Below are 16930 nucleotides of genomic sequence, written 5' to 3' on the forward strand. Positions count from 1 at the left end.
GCCCCGGCGTCGGCTCTTCGCGGGTATACCCCTGAGGACAAGAGACTCGTGAGCGCGGTGTGTTCTGGCACCGCCAGATCTCCGTTTCGTGGATGGGGTGCCGAATGATCAGCGGTGTGGCGCGGCCCGAACCGTTCGGAGTGGCGGCGATCATCACCGACCGTCTCGGGCGGGTGTTGATGCATCTGCGAGACGACCACCCCGGAATCGCATGGCCGGGGTACTGGTCGTTGCCGAGCGGTCTCGCCGAGCCGGGAGAGACCGCCGCCGAGGCGATGTCCAGGGAGCTTCACGAGGAGACGGGGCTCAGCATCGCCTTGACACAGCGACTGGAGCATCCCAAGGACGCCGAAGGGGACCGTGTTGTGTTCTTCACCGGGTCCTGGGATGGGGATCCCGCGACGATCCCGCTGACCGAGGGCGTGAAGCTGGAGTTCTATCCGCTGCCCGGCCTGGCCGATCTGCGGGTTCCGCCGTTTGTCGCTCTGGCGCTGCGGCAACTCCAAGGCAGGGGGCTGCTTGGAGGTGGGGTGGGGGTGGTTGGTTCCTGAGGGGCCGGGTGGGTCTGGCAGCCCGGGGCCGGGTGCCCGGGCTGCACTGTGGGTGGTGGGCGGTTCGCGCTTTGCCGGGCGGTCAGGGCTCAGGGGTGTCGCGGTCGTTGATCTTCTTGTGCGTGGGGGTGCGGAACTCGTCAATGAGGACGGGGTACTGCTCCGCTCCGTGTCCGGCGGCGATCGAGCGGTCGGCCATCGCCTTGATCAGCTTCGGCAGCCCGGTGTCGACGCCGGCCGCCTCGCTCTCCTCGACCAGGTGCGCCATCGCCCGCGCGTCGGTCTCCAGGGCCGACACCTCCGCCGGGTAGGCGCCGCGGTCGATCTGCTCGGCGTAGCCCGGGAGCCATCCGGCCACCACGGTGGCGATCTGCTGCGCGAACGGCGCATATGTCGCGGCGTCGACGCCGGCCGTCCCGAGGAGGGCGGTGCCGTGGAGCCAGGCGTTCAGCACGTTCCACATCATGGCCAGGCCGGCCACGTCGTACAGGGACGCGAGCCCGGGGTCCCCGCCGAGGTGGACGACGGTACCGAGCGCGCCGAGCGCCGGCTCGTGCGCGTCGAAGACCGGTCGCGGCCCGCTGTGCAGGATCACCGCTTCGGCGGTCCCGATCGCCGGTGGGACGGCCATGATGGCGCCGTCCAGGTAGCGGGCGCCGCGCCGCTCGGCCCATCGGGCGGCTTCGCGGGCCTGGGCCGAACTGCCCGAGGTGAGGTTGACCAGCGTCGTGCCGTCCACCTCGGTGGCGTCGAGTACCTCCTGCACGGCCTGGTGGTCGGTGAGGCAGATGATCGTCAGGGAGCCGGCCTGGAGCGCGTCGCCGGCCGTCGGCGCCAGTCGTGCGCCTTCGGCCACCAGCCGCTCGGCCTTGGAGGTCGTGCGATTCCATACGGTCGTGGGATGTCCGGCCTTGAGGAACGCGCCGGCCAGTGCCTGACCCATCAGGCCGAGGCCGATGACCGTCACGGGGATGTCGGTGTCGTTGTCCATGGCAGCATCGTTAACGTTGATACCGGTCTGAAGGTCAAGTGAGGATGCGATGCGGATCGGAGAGCTGAGCCGCCGGACGGGCGTCAGGGCCCATCAGTTGCGGTACTACGAGGCGCAGGGCCTGCTGGAGGCGGATCGCGGCACGAACGGGTACCGCGAGTACGACGACGCGGCCGTGGTGCGGGTGAAGCAGATCCGGCACCTGCTCGGTGCCGGACTGTCCTCCGAGGACATCGCGTATCTGCTGCCCTGCGCGGTCGGCGAGGCGCCGGAGCTGCTCGGGTGCCCCGAACTGCTGGACGCGATGCGGACGCGGATGCGGCGACTCGACGATCAGATGGAGAGGCTCGCTCGATCCCGCGACGCTCTCGCCGGCTACATCGACGCCGCCGAGCGAACGGACGGCGAGGCGCCTCCCCTCTTCGCGTGCGTCGAGCCCCTTTCCGCCTGAGACGCCGTGCGGCTAGCGGTAGCCGCGTCTGAGCAGGTGGTCGGCCCCCGCCTCGAAGCCTTCGGGGGTGAGCAGTGCGAAGCCGAAGGCGTCGGCGAGGCGGTCGGTGACGTTGAAGGCGGCGCAGACCGCGAGCGCGTCCTCGATCTGCCTGGGTGAGGCGCCTGCGGCCAGCACTTCCCGCATGTCCTCCGCGCCGATCGTTCCTTCACGCGTCAGTTTGCCGAGCATCCGCAGGGTGGCCCGGAGCGGCTCCTCGATGGGGGCGGATTCCAGGTCGGCCAGCACGGCCGCCACGCGTGGTCCGTCCTGGTACGCGCGGCTTGCGGTCGCGGTGTGGGCGCGGACGCAGAACGCGGTCTCGTTCACCTGGGAGACGAAGGCCGCCATCAGCTCCCGGTCGCCCACCGACCAGTCGGAGGGCCCGCGCATCGCCTCATGGGTGAACGCCTTGGCCCGGGCGCCGTAGAAGTCGGGACGGTAGAAGACCAGCTTGGCGGCGTCGGGCACCGGGTGCCTGGAGATCAGTCGGATGAGCGCGAACAGCAGCTTGGTCTTGGGGCTGTAGCCGTGGTCGAGGATGTCAAGCCGCATGCTCGGGCCTCCCCTTGCCGGTCGCTTCGGCCAGGGCCGCCAGGCCGGCCTCGTACAGCCGGGCCGAGTGGCCGACCGCGGCGCAGACCACCAGCTCGAACACCTGGTCCTCGGTGAGGCCCGATGCCTTCGCCGCCGCCAGGTCCGCCTCGGTGACCTGCGCGGGGCTGCCGACGACCTTGCCGATCAGTGCGTCCAGCGCCGGGGGGAGGCCCTCATTGCCGAAGGCACGCGCCCGCTGCTGCGTGGATGCCCTCCCCTTGCCGCTCAGTAGGCGATCCACCAGGGCTCGGTGCGCTGCGCGCTTCCGGTCCTCGTTCGCCATGGCCCCTCCCTCGCATTCGTCCGTCCTCATGAACAAGACGATCGGCAGCCTGCCGAACAAGACATCCGGCCGGACACAGTCGAGTCATTTCCGGGCACCGGCACGCCACACAGACACTCCGGTGGCCGGTGCTGCCGGTACCGGTCAGCTCTTGAGGGTGCTGGTGCGGCGGTCGAGGATGGTCAGGGTCTCCTCGCACCAGCGGAGGTTCTCGCGCTCGAACGCCAGGCCGCGCATGAGGGTGAGGTAGGGGCCGATGCGGTCGGCGGTGGCCAGGTAGTCCTCTTCGGTGCGGCCGTTCAGGAAGCGGGCCTGGAGCCGCTCGAAGCGGGCGATCTTGGATTCTGCCCAGGACCGGCGCTCCCGCAGAGCGGCCATGACGGCCTCGGCGTCCCCCGCGTCCACCGCCTGGACCTGCACCATCAGCTCCTCGCGCATCGCGCCGGGGCGCGGGGGCCTGGCGGTGAACTCGTGCAGGGCGCGGCGGCCGGCCTCGGTGAGGGAGAACAGGCGCTTGTTGGGACGGCGTTCCTGCTGGACGACCCGCGCCTGGATCAGTCCGTCGGCGGCCATCTTGTCGAGCTCCCGGTAGAGCTGCTGGGGGGTGGCCATCCAGAAGTTGGCCACGCCGGCGTCGAAGCTCTTGGACAGGTCGTACCCGGACGCCTCACCTTCCAGAAGCGTGGCGAGGACCGCGTTCCGCAACGACATGGTTCCGAGCGTATCGGCCCGTGATCGCCGCCACGCCGCCGCCCGGTGGACGGCCTCCCGCGACGCGGCTAGTGTAATTTGCACCTATTCAACAAGTTGGATACCTCGGGGGTGTCGCATGCATCCGTTCAGGCGAGCGGTGGAGGCCGGGGACACGGCGGCGATCGCGGGCCTGCTGGCCGACGACGCCGTGTTCACCAGCCCCGTCGTGTTCCGGCCGTACCACGGCAAGGCCATCACGGCGGCGATCGTGCGAGCCGCGGCGCGGGTGTTCGAGGACATCCGCTACGTGCGGGAGATCGTCGGCGCGGACGGCCGCGACCACGCGCTCCTGTTCCAGGCGACCGTGAACGGCCGCGAGGTGCACGGGTGCGACTTCCTCCACCTGGACGAGGACGGCCTGATCGACGAGCTGACGGTGATGGTGCGCCCGCTGTCGGGGGCCACCGCGCTGGCCGAGGCGATGGGCGCGCAGTTCGAGCAGATCGAGCGCGAGGTCCTCAGCTCCTGAACCGCCCCCGCGCGCCGGCGCCGGGGTACGCTGCGCGGCATGCGGGGAGACGACCGTCCTGCTCGGGTCGAGGACGTGCACGAGCTGGCACAGGGAATGCCGCACGTCACGGTGGAGTACGGCAAGAGCGGGAACGCCGTCTACCAAGTGGGACGCAAGTCGTTCGTGTTCTTCCGCACCCCTCGTCCCGACGCGGGCGACCCCGCCACGGGCGAGCGCTACCCGGACGTGATCGTCTTCTGGGTGCCTTCCGAGTCCGACAAGGAAGCCCTGGTGCAGGACCGGGCGTCGCCGTTCTTCACGACCCCGCATTTCAACGGCCACCGCTCGGTGCTCGTGCGGGCGTGCCGCCTCGGCGAGCTCACGCTGCGGGAACTCACCGAGGTCGTCCAGGACGCGTGGCTCTCGCAGGCGTCGCGCAGGCGCGGGGAGGCCTGGCTCCGCGACCATCCGGCCGCTGATCCTCAGGTGCCGCCCCACCGGTCCTGAAAAGATCTGAGAATTCTCCGCCGCGGACGTCGAGAACGCGGGACCGGCTCCGTCCCAGGGTACGAGCAGCCGAGAACGGCCCGCTCGACGACACCGGCACAGGAGCGACGACCATGGAGCAGAACGAGATCGACGAGATCCTCGACCGCCCGTACAGCAGGGAGCTGCTGGCCCGCGACCTGACCCGGCTGGCCTACGTCGCCAAGGACGGCACGCCCCGCAACGTGCCGATCGGGTTCACCTGGAACGGCTCGGAGATCGTCATGTGCACCGCGACGAACGCCCCGAAGCTGCGCGCCCTGCGGCATCGCCCCGAGGTCGCGCTGACCATCGACACCGAGGTCCACCCGCCGAAGATCCTGCTCATCCGGGGGCGCGCCGAACTCGACGTCGTCGACGGCATCCCGGAGGAGTACCTCCAGATGAACGGCAGCTACGAGATGACGGCCGAGCAGCGTGTCGAGTGGGAGGCCGGGGTCCGCTCGCTCTACGACGGCATGGTCCGGATCGTCGTCACCCCGACCTGGGTGAAGCTCATCGACTTCGAGACGACCCTGCCCACCGCGGTGGAGGAACTGGTCCGGCGACAGGCCGAACGCCAGAACGCCTGAACGCCTGAAGGAGAAGACGATGGCCAAATACCTGCTGCTCAAGCACTACCGGGGTGCGCCCGCGGCGGTCAACGACGTGCAGATGGACCAGTGGACCACGGAGGAGCTCACGGCCCACGTCCAGTACATGGAGGATTTCGTCGCGCGGCTGGAGGCCACCGGCGAGTACGTCGAGAACCAGGCGCTCTCCCCGCAGGGCACGTTCGTCCGCTCGGACGGCGAGGGCCGCCCGCCCGTCACCGACGGCCCGTTCGCGGAGACCAAGGACCTGATCGCCGGCTGGATGGTGATCGACGTCGAGAGCTACGAGCGCGCGCTCGAGGTGGCCGCCGAACTGTCCGCGGCGCCCGGCGCGGGCGGGAGGCCGGTCCAGGAGTGGCTCGAGCTGCGGCCGTTCTACACCGCGATGTGCACCGTGACCGAGTGAACCCGTCGCTCGTGCGCGAGCTCGTGCCCGCGGTGATCGGAGTGCTGGTCCGCCGCGGCGCCGACTTCGCGTCCGCCGAGGACGCCGTGCAGGAAGCCCTGATCCGCGCGCTGGAGACCTGGCCGGACGATCCGCCGCGCGATGCGAAGGCCTGGCTCGTCGCCGCCGCGTGGCGCAAGTTCCTCGACGCCGCCCGCGCCGAGAAGTCGCGGCGGGGAAGGGAACAGACCGTGAAGGTCGAGCCGCCGGCAGGACCGGTGCCGGGCACGGACGACTCGCTGTGGCTCTACTTCCTGTGCGCGCACCCGTCCCTGTCCCCAGGTTCGGCCGCCGCGCTGACGCTGCGCGCGGTCGGCGGCCTGACGACGCGGCAGATCGCGGCGGCCTACCTCGTCCCCGAGGCGACCATGGCGCAGCGGATCAGCCGGGCCAAGCGGAGCATCGCGGGGCTGCCGCTCGACCGGCCCGGCGACCTGGCGACGGTGCTGCGGGTCCTGTACCTCGTCTTCAACGAGGGATACGGCGGGGACGTCGATCTGGTGGCCGAGGCGATCCGCCTGACCCGCCAGCTCGCCGCCTCCACCGACGAGCCCGAGGTCGCGGGCCTGCTGGCGCTGATGCTGCTGCACCATGCGCGGCGCGCGTCCCGCCTCGGCCCGGGCGGACGCCTGGTGCCGCTCGGTGAGCAGGACCGGTCCCGTTGGGACACCGGCCTCATCGCCGAGGGCGTGACGATCCTCCAGGCGGCGCTCGCCCGCGACCGGCTGGGCGAATACCAGGCGCAGGCCGCGATCGCCGCCCTGCACGCGGATGCCCCGGCCGCCGCCGAGACGGACTGGGTGCAGATCGTGGAGTGGTACGACGAACTGCTGCACCTCACCGGCAGCCCGGTGGTGCGCCTCAACCGCGCGGTCGCGGTCGGCGAGGCCGACGGCCCGCAGGCGGGCCTGGCGGAGCTGAGCAAGGTGGATCCGGGCCTGCCCCGCTTCACCGCCGTACGCGCCTACCTCCTCGAACGCGCGGGCGATCTTGCGCGGGCCGCCGAGCTGTACGCCGAGGCTTCCCGCGCGGCCACCAGCTTGCCGGAGCGAGACCACCTGACCCGCGAGGCGGCGCGGGTGCGGCAGGCACTGCGCTCCTAGCCGGTCACCAGTTCTCAGCCGTCAGCCCGCTTCGTGTAGATGATGTCGAAGTCGTGCTCCCAGGTCTCGTTGTCCAGGGACTTCTCCCAGGCCGCCTGGATGCCGCGGCCGTCGGCACTGAGCGTTCCGGTGAAGCGCTGATCGAACCCGGGGGCTTCCCGCCACATCTTCCAGACGCCGCCGTCGAAGGACATCCGGTAGACGCGGGACACGCCCCGCGAGTCGTAGTACAGGACGGTGTAGAGGCCGGACGAGTCGTCGAGGCCGACGAGCTGGGTGGCGGTGGGTGCGGGCGGCGGGGGCTGCGACCTGATGCGCAGGAAGGCGCCGCCCTCCAGCCGGTCGATGGTCACCCGGCCCCGCGCGTCGCCGAACTGCGGGACCTCGGCCGTCCACTCGCCGAGCAGGACGTCCAGCGCTTCCAACGCCGGATTCGGTGGCATCGTCGCCATCGCCTCTCCTCCGGTTGCCGTGATCGGCCGGAACGCATCGGACAGGACCGGCCGCCTCGGGTCTCGCTCGTATTCTTTCCCGCCACCGGACGACCGGGAAGGACCCGCGCGTGAGGCGACGGACCCGACCGTGGCCGAGACCGCCGCCCTGGTCGGCCCCCTCAGGAACGGAGAGAGCCTTGGTCGGAGTGCTCGAACGGCCTGCGCGCCGAGGCCGTTCCCTGGCGCGGTGCCCCGGTCCACCGGCCGATCAAGGCGGCCAGCCGTGGCATGACCAGGTTCACCATGACCGTGACGAGCACCCCGCTGATGACCGCCGCGCGGGCCGCCATCGGCAGCGCGGCGAGCAGGTCGCCGAAGAGCGCGAGCAGCACCATCACCACGGCGAACGCCACCAGCCACGCCGCGAGGGTCATCGCGAGCCGGGCCCGCACCGCGGCGTTCACCGCCGGCCGCCCTTCCGCACGGCCGCGGTCACGCCCTCGAAGGTCATGAACTCCGGCACCGTCAGCACGTCCATTGGTCGTCCTCCCTGCGTTCCGATTGCCTCGGTTCGACGCTAGGACGGCGACGGGTGATAAGTCCAAGACAGGCTTGCGCTGGCTGTAATAGCGTCTGCTTATGGAACTTCGGCAGCTCGGGTACTTCGTCGCCGTCGCCGAGGAACGCCACTTCACCCGCGCGGCCGAGCGCGTCCAGGTGGCCCAGCCGGCGGTCAGCCAGCAGATCCGCCGCCTGGAGGCCGAGGTGGGCGAGCCGCTGTTCCGGCGCGACCGGCGCTCCGTCGCGCTGACCGCCGCCGGGGAGGCGCTGCTCCCGCACGCCCGCGCCATGCTCGCCGAGGCCGCCAACGCCAAGGAGTCGATCGCCGCGCTGTCCGGGCTGCTCACCGGCAGCCTCGCGGTCGGGCTGGTCCAGCCGCTGCCCGACCAGCGGGTGCTCGCCCTGCTGGGCGCCTTCCACCGCCGCCATCCGCGGATCCGCCTCACCCTCCGCGAGGACGAGACCGACGGCCTGATCGCCGCCTTGACCACCGGCGAGCTCGACGCGGCCATCGTCGGCCAGGGCCCCGCCGACCCCCCGCTCGCCGCCGAGATGACCCCGCACGTGATCGCCCGGGAGGACGTCGTGGTCGCCCTGCACCCCGACCACCCCCTCGCGGCCCGGGACTCCCTCACCCTCCACGATTTGCGGGAGGAGCCGCTGGTGACGGCGCCCCGCACCAGCAAGCTCCGCACCAACATCGAGGCCGCCTGCGGCCGGTTCGGCTTCGTCCCGAACGTGGTCGCCGAGACCCGTGACCTGACCCTCGTGCGCCAGCTCGTCCTGCAGCGGATCGGCCTTGCCGTCCTCCCCGAATCCGCGCTCCAAGGCCCACCCGTGCTCGCCCGTGTCCCGCTCGCCCGTCCGTCGCTGGAGCGCCGGATCGTCCTCGCCGCCCGTCCCCACCACGCCAGCCCCGCCGGCCGAGCCTTCCTCGCCATGGCGCACCGCCGCCTCCTGCCCGACCAGCCCGGCACGGTGACGTGACGAAACGCTGAGTGGGCGTTCCGCGCCGGAACCGTTCCTCAACCAGCGGCGGCCTGCGCACCCGGGTACGGCGCCAGACCCGCCTCACCCCGTCCGCCTGCCGCGCACGCTTCGCCGCGTCGAGACCCGGGTTCTGAGCGGCAACGTCCTGCCGCATTGATCGGCCGTTCCTGCCAACCATCCATGCTCCCTGCGGCGTTCAATGGGCGTGAGTGAACCGACGCAGGAAGCCGCGTACATCTCGTTCGCGGCCGCAGCGTGGAAACGCCACTACGGCTTGGCCACGTTGCTGACCGGCGACGCCCACCGCGCCGAAGAGCTCCTCCAGGACTGCCTGGTGAAGCTGTACGTGCGCTGGCGCCGGGTGGCCGACGGCGATCCGGACGCCTACCTGAAACGGATGCTGGTCAACGGCAACGTCAGCTGGTGGCGGCGCAGACGGCGCGAGGTGCTGACCGAGGCCCCCGAACGCCTCGACGTGCGCTCGAACTCCCCGCGGGAACCGGACGACGAGCTGCGCCGGGCGCTGCTCGCCCTGCCCCGCCAGCAGCGCGCCGTCGTCGTGCTGCGCCATTACGCCGACATGACGGAGGCGGCGGCCGCCGAACTTCTCGGGTGCTCCGTCGGCACCGTCAAGAGCCAGCACTCCCGGGCGATGAAACGGCTCCGTTCGACGCTCGCCCTTCCGCAGACCGAGGAGATCACACGATGAGCGAGGAACAGCTGAGCCGGATGCTGCGGTCGGCGACCGACGGGCACCCGGTCCCCGACGCGCCGATCGAGACCGTGACGCACCGCGGCCGGCGCGCCAGGCGCAGGCGCCGCGCGGCCGCCGGCGCGCTCGGCGCCGGTGCGGCCGCGCTGGTCGTGGCCGCCGCCACCGTCGGCGCGAACCTCGCCTCCGGCGACGACGGCCAAGTGATCACACCCGGACGCGGCGGCGATGTCACCCTGGCCGGGGCGACCGAGGCCACAGCGGGCACGACGTTCCACGTGAAACTCACCTGGACGCTGAGCGCGCGCGGACGGCGCGAAACGGTGGAGACCTATCAGGGCGCGTTCGACGCCCCCAAACGGCGCGGCTACCTGCGCGGTCCCGGATCGGCGCCGATAGAGCAGCGCTTCATCGGCGACGACCGCTACGTGCGGCGCGGCAGCGCCTGGCGCAAGATCGACCATGGGCTGAACGGCTTGACGCGCGGCACCACCGGCCCGCTGGAGCTGACCGCCGATCCCGGCCGGATGCTGCGGATGCTGACCACGTTCGGAACGGTGACGCCCCAGGGCCGGTCGGGGAGCGGGGCGGCGGCGGTGCAGACCTACGCCTTCTCCCACGCGGCGCGTCCCTCAGAGGGTTCGCCGGCCGGGACGCGGATCACGGGGACGGTGACGATCGGGAACGCGACGCACAAGATCCAGAAGATCGTGCAGACGACCGTCATCGCCGGTGCGGATCCCGAGATCGCCGACCGGGACCCCGTCCGCTTCACCTCCGTCACCGAGTTCTCCGACTACGGGACGCCGGTGCGGGTCACGCGTCCGCCCCTGTAGGCCGACCGCGAGCCGGGCCGGGGCCGCCGGGACGCGGTCAACCGGCGCGGGAGGTCACCGTGAGCTCGGGGGAGGACGCCAGGGTCTGCAGGACGACGCAGTACCGCTCGGTCAGCCGCAGCAGGGTGGCCATGTCCTCCTCCGAGGCGTCGGTGTCGAGCTCGAACCGCAGCCGGATGGAACGGAAGCCGACGGGGGTCTCCCTGTCCACGGCGAGCGTCCCCCGGAAGTCCAGGTCGCCTTCGGCGCTCACCGTCCCGCCGCGAACGTCCAGCTCAAGGGCCGTCGCGACCGAGCGCAACGTCACACCGGCGCAGGCGACGAGCGCCTCCAGCAGCATGTCGCCGGAGCACAGCAGGGTGCCGTCGCCTCCGGCCGCCGGGTGCAGCCCGGCCAACGCCAGCGCGCGCCCCGTCTGCACCGAGCAGGTGACGCCGTCCTCCAGCGTCCCGGAGGCGTTCAAGGTCACCACGGCGGATCCGGGGTCCTCCCGGTAGCGCTCCTTGAGCGGCCTCTGCAACTCCCGCAGCTCTCGGCTCTCCATCAGGCCCCCATCCGATCGCGGAACGTCTCCCCCGGTGCCCGTCCCAGCGAGCCTAACTCCGCGAGGCGCGGCCTTCACCACCCGTCTTGAGGCCGTGGCGCGTCGACCGCCGCCACCGTTCGCCGACTGTTCACGCCGCCGCCTTGATCGACGGACGCCGGCCTCACCTCGACCTGGTGCTCTGTGCCTGCTCGTCACTTATATGGCCAGGAGGTCAGCTTGAAGGTTCCGGCTGGGAAGATGCGGCGGACGGCCGCGGTCGTGCTCACCACCGGTGCGGTGGCCGCCGCGCTCTCGGGGTTGGCCGACGCGTCCGGCGGCGATCGGACCCGCGAGGTCCGGGGGGCGCTGCAGGGCGGCAAGGCGCGCAACGTCATCCTGCTGATCGGCGACGGCATGGGCGACTCGGAGATCACGATCGCCCGCAACTACACCAGGGGCGCCGCCGGGCGGCTCGCCCTGGACACGCTGCCGCTGACCGGTGCGTACACCACGTACTCGGTCAACAAGGACGACCCGCGCCAGATCGATTACGTGACCGACTCGGCGGCCAGCGGGACCGGCTGGGCGACGGGGCACAAGACCTACAACGGCGCCATCTCGGTCACGCCGGACGGCAAGCCCGTTCCGACCATCCTGGAACTGGCCAGGCGCGCCGGTCTGCGCACCGGGGACGTGACCACGGCCGAACTCGGCGACGCCACCCCCGCGGTGCTGGCCGCGCACGTGGCGGACCGCGGCTGCCAGGGACCGGCCGACATGGCCAAGTGCCCGGTGCAGGACAAGGCCAACGGCGGGCCCGGCTCGATCTCCGAGCAGCAGGTGCAGACGGGCGCCGACCTCTACCTGGGCGGCGGGAGGGCCCGCTTCGCGCAGACGGTGAAGGGAGGCCCCTTCGCCGGCAAGACCGTGATCGACCAGGCGAAGGCCGCCGGATACACCGTCGTCACCGACGAGGGCGGGCTGAACGCGGCGAGGCCCGGGGGCAAGCTGCTGGGGCTGTTCGCCGACGGCAACATGCCGCAGGAGTGGACCGGTCCGGCGGCCAAGGTCGGGGGCACCGCCCCGGCCAGGTGCACGCCGAACGCCTCCTTCGGCGGCCCGCACCTGTCGTCGATGGCGTCCAAGGCCATCGGCCTGCTGGACGCGCAGACCCGGCACAGCCGCAAGGGCTTCTTCCTGCAGATCGAAGGCGCCTCCATCGACAAGCGCGACCACTCCGCCGACCCCTGCGGCCAGATCGGTGAGACGGCCGAGTTCGACAGGGCGGTGCGGGCCTCGCTCGACTACGCGCGCCGGAACCCCGACACCCTGGTGGTCGTGACCGCCGACCACGGCCACACCAGCCAGATCATCCCGCTGGAGGCCCAGAGCCCCGGCCAGACCGCCACACTGGTCACCGCCGACGGCGCCTCCATGAAGATCAACTACGCGACCAACGCGCCGGGCCAGTCCCAGGAGCACACCGGCACCCAGGTCCGCATCGCCGCCAAGGGCCCGCAGGCGGCCGGCGTCCTCGGCGTGACCGACCAGACCGACCTGTTCCGCACCGTCACCCGCGCCCTCGACGTCCGCTGACCCCCTCTCGGACGCGCCGCGTCCGGGCCGGTCGCGCGTGCGCCCGCCGTCTCCGATGAGACGGCCGGCGCCGCCGACCGGCCCGCCGCCATCAGCCCGCGCCTCCCAGGTAGGCCTCGACCACGCGCGGATCACCCGCGAGTTCGGACGCGGGTCGCTCCAGGGCGCAGCGGCCGATCTCCCCTTCCCGGACGGCGAGCGACAGGCCGTCCCGCGCGATCGCCACGATCAACGAACGGCCACACCGGCGTCGGAAGGTCTAGCCCCGTGCTCCGGTGCGCGGCTTGCTCGGTCGTGCGTGCCGCGTGGTGAACAGGGCGAGAGTGAGGCATGCAGCGGCCAGCAGGATGACGCACGCGACCGTCAGCGCGGTGGTGTAGCCGTGCACCACGGCCGCGTCCGGACGCGAGTGCGGGCGAGAGGCCAGGTATGTCGCGGTCGCACTGGCGGCGAGGGTGTTCAGCAGCGCGGTGCCCAGAGCCGCACCGAGTTGCTGGGCGGCGTTGTAGGCGGCTGACGCGGCCCCGATGTCGTGGCCGCGCATGCCCTCGGTGGCCAGGCCGGCGGTCGGGGGCATCACGCAGCCCAGGCCGAGCCCGGTGAGCACGAGCGCGGGAAGCAGGGCGACGGCGAACACGTCCGTGCCCGCCGCGGACAGGCGGGTCAGGACCAGCATCCCGGCGGCCGCGGTGAGCAGGCCCGGCACGATCACCGCCGCGGGCCGGACGCGGCCGTGGAGCCTCCCGGCGATGAGCATGGACCCCGCCAGCGTGGCCAGCGCGTTGATGATCAGGGTCAGGCCCGCCCGGACCGGCGAGTAGCCCAGCACCGTCTGTGTGTAGTAGCTCATGAACAGGTAGAAGCCGAACATCGCCACGAACATCAGGGTGATGGCGCAGAACGCGGCGGCGCGGGCGCGGTGCAGCAGGACCCGCATCGGCAGCAGCGGCTGGGCGGCGCGGATCTCCACGACGACGAAAGCGGCCAGCAGTGCCGTCCCGCCGACAAGGAGCGCCTGTACCTGGGCCGAGCCCCACCCCAGCGGTTCGGCCCGGGTGAACCCGTACACGACCGCGGCGAATCCGGCGAGGCTCAGCAGCGCACCGGCGACGTCCAGCCGCCCCCGGCCGGCGATCGGCCGGTCCGCTGGTACCAGCGTGATGCCGAGCGCGGCGAGCAGCGCGACCGGCACGTTGATGTACAGGCACCAGCGCCAGCCGGCGTACTCGGTCAGCAGGCCTCCGGCGATCAGGCCGATCGCCGAGCCTCCCGCACCGACCGCGGCGAAGACCCCGAACGCGCGGCCGCGTTCGTGTGCCTGGGTGAAGGTGGTCGTCAGCAGCGACAGCCCCGCGGGCGCGAGCGCGGCGGCGAAGCCACCCTGAAGTGCCCGCGCCCCGAACAGCATGAGGGGGTTCACCGCCGCGCCGCCCAGAGCGGACGACGCGGCGAAGCCGGCCAGCCCGATCAGGAACGTGCGCCGGTGGCCGACCGCGCCGCTGACCCTGCCGCCGATGAGCAGCAGTCCGCCGAACGCCAGCGCGTAGGCGGTGATCGCCCAGTGCCGGTCACCGTCCGACATCCCGAGCGCGTGCTGCGCCGACGGCAGCGCGATGTTCACGATCGTCCCGTCCAGGACCACCAGCAGCTGCGCGGCACTCACCACCGCCAGCGTCCACCACCGCCGCCTTGGCGCGCCCCCTTGCCTGTCACCGGGCGCCTCACCGGCACTCGCCGTCACCTGCGTCGTGTTGTCTCCGACATCCATGACTTCCAGCGTTCCGTTGAAGTCGTCCCGGAGACTTCTCACCGCTGCCGGCTGCTTCATCAGGCCTGAGCACCAACAACCCTCAACCCGCCGTTCAACCCACCCGACCAGGCACCGACGCCGCCCAACAGGCACAGCGCGACCGCCCCACGCGCGGACGCGCGGGTGTCGATCAGTGCGGGGTGTTCGTGGGGGGCAATGCGCGTCTACATACGATCTGTCTGCGAACCTCAAATGATGTGGGTACTGTCAACGCGTAGCCGAGTGCCCAGCACGCCGTCGTAGTTGCGGAACATGTGCTCGGTGAGGTGGGGCTCGTCGAGTACCTGATCTGGGACGGACTGCTCGTCGTGATCGCGGTCGACATTGTCTGGGGCGGCTGACCCGGCTTCAGCGGGCGGGGCGGTCGTAGATGAGTTCTTGGCCGTCTTCTTCGTCCCATTGTTCGCCTACGTGGGTGAAGCCCTGGCCCGCGATGGTGGCCAGGGAAGCTTTGTTGTCGGGGCTGATCGTGGCGCGGACCGTGGTGACGGACGGGTCGGCGGCGGCGCGTTCGAGGAGGGCGGCGAGCATCGCGCGGGCGTAGCCCTTGCGGCGGTGGGCCGGGTCGACGGAGTAGGCGATTACCACGGTCCCGTTCTCGTCCGGGGCGCCGTGGAAGCCGGCGTGGCCGACGACCACGCCTTCGGGTTCGGCGACGGCGGCCCGCACGATCCAGGGGGCGTGGGACGGGTCGCGGTCGAGCTGGGCGAGGCGGAAGCGCCACAGGAACTTCGCGTCGTCGGTGGTGAAGTAGTCGGTGAGGGGGACCCCGGCGACCGCGCCGGCGCCCTCCAGGTCGTCCTCCAGCAGGGCTTTCATCGCGGCGGGCGGCAGTTCGGCGAAGCGGATGGCAGGCGGCACGGGCGGCTCCTCGGGGCGGGGGCGATCACTCTATGTTGGGATCACCAACGATCGCCAATGGTTATCCGGGCCGGCGGTTCTCCGCGTGGTGGTCGACGACGCGGACCAGCAGTTCGGTGAGCCGCGTGCGCTCGCCCGGTGACAGGGGGGCGAGCAGGTCGTCCTGGATACGGGTGAGGACCTTGTCCAGCTCCGCCAGGTGGAGGGAGCCCTCGGGGGTGATCGTGATGACGTTGCGGCGCCGGTCGGACGGGTCGGGGGAGCGGTCGACCAGGTTCTTGGCGGCCAGTTCGTTCAGGGCGGCGACCACGTCGCTGCGGTCGATGCCCGAGCGGCGGCCGAGGTCGGCCTGGCTGGCCGGGCCGTACTCCTCCAGGGCGGCGAGCAGCCGGTAGTGGTAGCCGCGGGCGCCGGCCGCGGTGAAGCCCTCGGCGAGCAGGCGGTGGCTGTGCGCCGAGGCCAGGTTGATCAGCCAGCTCGGGGTGTGCCGGAGCCGCGTGGGCGTCCGGTCGTCGGACGTCGTCATGCGGACCAGTGTAGGGGCTTGTTGGTAGAGCCAACGATCGTTTACTGTTGGCATCACCAATGTTGGCACATCCAATGAAATGAGGATGTCGTGGACGACCGTGCTGAACTCTCCGCACTCGTGAGCCGGCTGGGGCTGTGGCTGGACGACAAGAGCCCCGGTGACGGGCGGGCCGTCTTCACCGAGGACGCCGAGGCGCGCACCGTGGGCGGGGTCGCGAAGGGGCGTGACGCCCTCGTCGCGCAGGCGCGCCGGAACCACACGGTGCCGACGCAGCACTTCATCACCAACCCGCTCATCGACGTGGACGGCGACCAGGCCGCGATCGGCGCGAACCTCCTGGTGGTCTTCGCCCAGGAGGACGGCTTGCGGCTGCTCGGCGAGCGCTACGAGCTGCGCGCCGTCCGGACGGATGAAGGATGGCGCATCAGGAGGGTCGAGGTCCGTCCGATCTGGGAGGCCGCGAAAGTCTGAGACCGTGCCGGTTCAGGGGGATGTGAGTTCCTCCGAGAGGGACTTCAACCGGGCGCGGGCGTCGGGGTCGTAGGCCTGAGCGTCCGCCCGCGCCTCCTTGAGCCCGTCGAAGAAGCGGCCGGACACGTCGTCCAGGGCGGGGTCGGTGACGAGGCGGTGCGTCGCGCGCACTCCCTCTTCCAGGGTGCTGATCGGCGAGGACACCATCTTGGTGGGCATGTAGGTGGCCGGGTGCAGGGCGTTCGCGGTGACGCCCGTCCCGGACAGCTCGGCGGCGAGGTCGATCGTGAACAGGATCTGGGCGAGCTTGCTCTGGCAGTACGCCCGCGTCCCGGTGTACCCGCGGGTGATCATCACGTCGTCGAAGTCGATGGCCTGCTGGCCGAGGCTGCTGACGTTGACGATCCGCGCGGGCGCGGAGGCGATCAGGGTGGGGAGCAGGAGCCGGGTGAGCAGGTAGCCGGACAGGTAGTTCACCTGGAACGTCAGCTCGTGGCCGTCCGCGCTCTCCTGCCGCGGGCCGCCGGTGCCGATGCCCGCGTTGTTGACGAGGACGTCCAGGCGCGGGTGGTCGGCGCGGACGGCCTCGGCGAGCGCGCGGGTCTCGGCGAGCGAGGACAGGTCGGCGCGGTACCAGGAGGCCTTGCCGCCGATCTCCTGGAGGGTCGCCTCGCCGCGCCGGTCGTCCCGTCCGTGGACGAGAACCGTGGCGCCTTCGGCGGCCAGCTCGGCGGCCAGGGCGCGACCGAGCCCGTCGGTCGCGCCCGTGATGAGGATGGTCTGCTGATCGATGGGACGCAT

The 16930-nt window shown here is 71.6% G+C and carries 24 protein-coding genes; 12 read left to right on the top strand and 12 right to left on the bottom strand.

The annotated features are described in order from the left end of the window. The first annotated feature begins 104 nt into the window (after positions 1-104). Positions 105-551 (top strand): NUDIX domain-containing protein, encoded by a 447-nt coding sequence (locus BJY14_RS21445; RefSeq protein WP_218905536.1) that lies wholly within the window; start codon positions 105-107, stop codon positions 549-551. Between the two features lie 82 nt (positions 552-633). On the opposite strand, the gene BJY14_RS21450 is transcribed toward BJY14_RS21445, so the two are convergent. Next, positions 634-1542 (bottom strand): NAD(P)-dependent oxidoreductase, encoded by a 909-nt coding sequence (locus BJY14_RS21450; protein WP_179845267.1) that lies wholly within the window; start codon positions 1540-1542, stop codon positions 634-636. 49 nt (positions 1543-1591) lie between these two features. Here BJY14_RS21450 and BJY14_RS21455 point away from each other — a divergent pair, with 49 nt between their 5' ends. Next, entirely contained in the window at positions 1592-1993 is a 402-nt protein-coding gene (locus tag BJY14_RS21455) for a MerR family transcriptional regulator (RefSeq protein ID WP_179845268.1), read from the top strand. A 12-nt stretch (positions 1994-2005) separates the two neighbouring features. Here the strand turns inward: BJY14_RS21455 and BJY14_RS21460 are convergent, their stop codons facing one another. From BJY14_RS21460 to BJY14_RS21470, 3 genes are all read right to left on the bottom strand, one after another. After that, entirely contained in the window at positions 2006-2587 is a 582-nt protein-coding gene (locus tag BJY14_RS21460) for a carboxymuconolactone decarboxylase family protein (RefSeq protein ID WP_179845269.1), read from the bottom strand. Further along, complete coding sequence (locus tag BJY14_RS21465; protein ID WP_179845270.1) at positions 2577-2912, bottom strand: hypothetical protein; 336 nt, start codon at positions 2910-2912, stop codon at positions 2577-2579. Before BJY14_RS21465 ends, BJY14_RS21460 begins: the two co-directional genes overlap by 11 nt. 144 nt (positions 2913-3056) lie before the next feature. Beyond that, positions 3057-3623: a PadR family transcriptional regulator gene (locus tag BJY14_RS21470; protein ID WP_179845271.1), complete on the bottom strand. Its 567-nt coding sequence runs from the start codon at positions 3621-3623 to the stop codon at positions 3057-3059. A gap of 118 nt (positions 3624-3741) precedes the next feature. Between BJY14_RS21470 and BJY14_RS21475 the strand changes: the two genes are divergently transcribed. The 5 genes from BJY14_RS21475 (at position 3742) to BJY14_RS21495 (ending at position 6803) form a co-directional block, all read left to right on the top strand. Then, positions 3742-4134 carry a nuclear transport factor 2 family protein gene (locus BJY14_RS21475; protein WP_179845272.1) on the top strand — a complete coding sequence of 131 codons (393 nt, stop codon included), beginning with the start codon at positions 3742-3744 and terminating at the stop codon, positions 4132-4134. A 39-nt stretch (positions 4135-4173) separates the two neighbouring features. Then, complete coding sequence (locus BJY14_RS21480) at positions 4174-4623, top strand: MmcQ/YjbR family DNA-binding protein (protein WP_179845273.1); 450 nt, start codon at positions 4174-4176, stop codon at positions 4621-4623. 113 nt (positions 4624-4736) lie between these two features. Further along, entirely contained in the window at positions 4737-5234 is a 498-nt protein-coding gene (locus tag BJY14_RS21485; RefSeq protein ID WP_179845274.1) for a pyridoxamine 5'-phosphate oxidase family protein, read from the top strand. Positions 5235-5253: 19 nt separating this feature from the next. Continuing rightward, complete coding sequence (locus tag BJY14_RS21490; RefSeq protein ID WP_179845275.1) at positions 5254-5661, top strand: YciI family protein; 408 nt, start codon at positions 5254-5256, stop codon at positions 5659-5661. After that, complete coding sequence (locus BJY14_RS21495; protein ID WP_179845276.1) at positions 5658-6803, top strand: RNA polymerase sigma factor; 1146 nt, start codon at positions 5658-5660, stop codon at positions 6801-6803. Before BJY14_RS21490 ends, BJY14_RS21495 begins: the two co-directional genes overlap by 4 nt. A gap of 14 nt (positions 6804-6817) precedes the next feature. Here BJY14_RS21495 and BJY14_RS21500 read toward each other — a convergent pair whose 3' ends face one another. Both BJY14_RS21500 and BJY14_RS21505 read right to left on the bottom strand, forming a co-directional pair. Continuing rightward, the gene (locus tag BJY14_RS21500; RefSeq protein WP_179845277.1) at positions 6818-7255 is read right to left on the bottom strand and encodes a hypothetical protein; all 438 of its coding nucleotides are present in this window, start codon (positions 7253-7255) and stop codon (positions 6818-6820) included. A 161-nt stretch (positions 7256-7416) separates the two neighbouring features. Beyond that, positions 7417-7701 carry a putative antibiotic biosynthesis monooxygenase gene (locus tag BJY14_RS21505; protein WP_179845278.1) on the bottom strand — a complete coding sequence of 95 codons (285 nt, stop codon included), beginning with the start codon at positions 7699-7701 and terminating at the stop codon, positions 7417-7419. Between the two features lie 175 nt (positions 7702-7876). On the opposite strand from BJY14_RS21505, the gene BJY14_RS21510 reads away from it, so the two are divergent. The 3 genes from BJY14_RS21510 to BJY14_RS21520 all read left to right on the top strand — a co-directional run bounded on the left by BJY14_RS21510 (position 7877) and on the right by BJY14_RS21520 (position 10336). Next, on the top strand, positions 7877-8785 hold the full coding sequence (locus tag BJY14_RS21510; protein ID WP_179845279.1) for a LysR family transcriptional regulator: 909 nt from the start codon (positions 7877-7879) through the stop codon (positions 8783-8785). A 208-nt stretch (positions 8786-8993) separates the two neighbouring features. Continuing rightward, a complete protein-coding gene (locus tag BJY14_RS21515) occupies positions 8994-9497 on the top strand; it encodes a SigE family RNA polymerase sigma factor (RefSeq protein ID WP_312879344.1) in 504 nt (167 codons plus the stop codon). Next, a complete protein-coding gene (locus BJY14_RS21520; protein ID WP_179845281.1) occupies positions 9494-10336 on the top strand; it encodes a hypothetical protein in 843 nt (280 codons plus the stop codon). Before BJY14_RS21515 ends, BJY14_RS21520 begins: the two co-directional genes overlap by 4 nt. A 37-nt stretch (positions 10337-10373) precedes the next feature. Here BJY14_RS21520 and BJY14_RS21525 read toward each other — a convergent pair whose 3' ends face one another. Further along, complete coding sequence (locus tag BJY14_RS21525; protein ID WP_179845282.1) at positions 10374-10880, bottom strand: OsmC family protein; 507 nt, start codon at positions 10878-10880, stop codon at positions 10374-10376. Between the two features lie 219 nt (positions 10881-11099). On the opposite strand from BJY14_RS21525, the gene phoA reads away from it, so the two are divergent. Further along, on the top strand, positions 11100-12458 hold the full coding sequence (gene phoA, locus BJY14_RS21530; RefSeq protein ID WP_246396017.1) for an alkaline phosphatase: 1359 nt from the start codon (positions 11100-11102) through the stop codon (positions 12456-12458). A gap of 91 nt (positions 12459-12549) precedes the next feature. Here the strand turns inward: phoA and BJY14_RS44500 are convergent, their stop codons facing one another. From BJY14_RS44500 to BJY14_RS21550, 4 genes are all read right to left on the bottom strand, one after another. After that, on the bottom strand, positions 12550-12690 hold the full coding sequence (locus tag BJY14_RS44500) for a hypothetical protein (protein WP_218905538.1): 141 nt from the start codon (positions 12688-12690) through the stop codon (positions 12550-12552). A 27-nt stretch (positions 12691-12717) separates the two neighbouring features. Beyond that, positions 12718-14121 (bottom strand): MFS transporter, encoded by a 1404-nt coding sequence (locus BJY14_RS21540; protein WP_218905539.1) that lies wholly within the window; start codon positions 14119-14121, stop codon positions 12718-12720. A 495-nt stretch (positions 14122-14616) separates the two neighbouring features. Beyond that, on the bottom strand, positions 14617-15129 hold the full coding sequence (locus BJY14_RS21545) for a GNAT family N-acetyltransferase (protein ID WP_312879346.1): 513 nt from the start codon (positions 15127-15129) through the stop codon (positions 14617-14619). Positions 15130-15190: 61 nt separating this feature from the next. Next, complete coding sequence (locus BJY14_RS21550; RefSeq protein ID WP_179845284.1) at positions 15191-15655, bottom strand: MarR family winged helix-turn-helix transcriptional regulator; 465 nt, start codon at positions 15653-15655, stop codon at positions 15191-15193. Between the two features lie 90 nt (positions 15656-15745). Here BJY14_RS21550 and BJY14_RS21555 point away from each other — a divergent pair, with 90 nt between their 5' ends. Continuing rightward, the gene (locus BJY14_RS21555) at positions 15746-16129 is read left to right on the top strand and encodes a nuclear transport factor 2 family protein (protein ID WP_179845285.1); all 384 of its coding nucleotides are present in this window, start codon (positions 15746-15748) and stop codon (positions 16127-16129) included. Between the two features lie 12 nt (positions 16130-16141). Here BJY14_RS21555 and BJY14_RS21560 read toward each other — a convergent pair whose 3' ends face one another. Next, a complete protein-coding gene (locus BJY14_RS21560) occupies positions 16142-16930 on the bottom strand; it encodes an SDR family NAD(P)-dependent oxidoreductase (protein WP_179845286.1) in 789 nt (262 codons plus the stop codon).

Source organism: Actinomadura luteofluorescens (assembly GCF_013409365.1).
GTDB lineage: Bacteria > Actinomycetota > Actinomycetes > Streptosporangiales > Streptosporangiaceae > Spirillospora > Spirillospora luteofluorescens.

Excerpts from the sequence above, each read along its gene's own strand:
- BJY14_RS21525 (WP_179845282.1), bottom strand. The coding sequence starts at position 10,880 with ATGGAGAGCCGAGAGCTGCGGGAGTTGCAGAGGCCGCTCAAGGAGCGC.
- BJY14_RS21455 (WP_179845268.1), top strand. The coding sequence starts at position 1,592 with ATGCGGATCGGAGAGCTGAGCCGCCGGACGGGCGTCAGGGCCCATCAG.
- BJY14_RS21465 (WP_179845270.1), bottom strand. The coding sequence starts at position 2,912 with ATGGCGAACGAGGACCGGAAGCGCGCAGCGCACCGAGCCCTGGTGGAT.
- BJY14_RS21460 (WP_179845269.1), bottom strand. The coding sequence starts at position 2,587 with ATGCGGCTTGACATCCTCGACCACGGCTACAGCCCCAAGACCAAGCTG.
- BJY14_RS21480 (WP_179845273.1), top strand. The coding sequence starts at position 4,174 with ATGCGGGGAGACGACCGTCCTGCTCGGGTCGAGGACGTGCACGAGCTG.
- BJY14_RS21550 (WP_179845284.1), bottom strand. The coding sequence starts at position 15,655 with ATGACGACGTCCGACGACCGGACGCCCACGCGGCTCCGGCACACCCCG.
- BJY14_RS21475 (WP_179845272.1), top strand. The coding sequence starts at position 3,742 with ATGCATCCGTTCAGGCGAGCGGTGGAGGCCGGGGACACGGCGGCGATC.
- BJY14_RS21510 (WP_179845279.1), top strand. The coding sequence starts at position 7,877 with ATGGAACTTCGGCAGCTCGGGTACTTCGTCGCCGTCGCCGAGGAACGC.
- BJY14_RS21485 (WP_179845274.1), top strand. The coding sequence starts at position 4,737 with ATGGAGCAGAACGAGATCGACGAGATCCTCGACCGCCCGTACAGCAGG.
- BJY14_RS21470 (WP_179845271.1), bottom strand. The coding sequence starts at position 3,623 with ATGTCGTTGCGGAACGCGGTCCTCGCCACGCTTCTGGAAGGTGAGGCG.
- BJY14_RS21500 (WP_179845277.1), bottom strand. The coding sequence starts at position 7,255 with ATGGCGACGATGCCACCGAATCCGGCGTTGGAAGCGCTGGACGTCCTG.
- BJY14_RS21450 (WP_179845267.1), bottom strand. The coding sequence starts at position 1,542 with ATGGACAACGACACCGACATCCCCGTGACGGTCATCGGCCTCGGCCTG.
- BJY14_RS21490 (WP_179845275.1), top strand. The coding sequence starts at position 5,254 with ATGGCCAAATACCTGCTGCTCAAGCACTACCGGGGTGCGCCCGCGGCG.
- BJY14_RS21560 (WP_179845286.1), bottom strand. The coding sequence starts at position 16,930 with ATGCGTCCCATCGATCAGCAGACCATCCTCATCACGGGCGCGACCGAC.
- BJY14_RS21445 (WP_218905536.1), top strand. The coding sequence starts at position 105 with ATGATCAGCGGTGTGGCGCGGCCCGAACCGTTCGGAGTGGCGGCGATC.
- BJY14_RS21520 (WP_179845281.1), top strand. The coding sequence starts at position 9,494 with ATGAGCGAGGAACAGCTGAGCCGGATGCTGCGGTCGGCGACCGACGGG.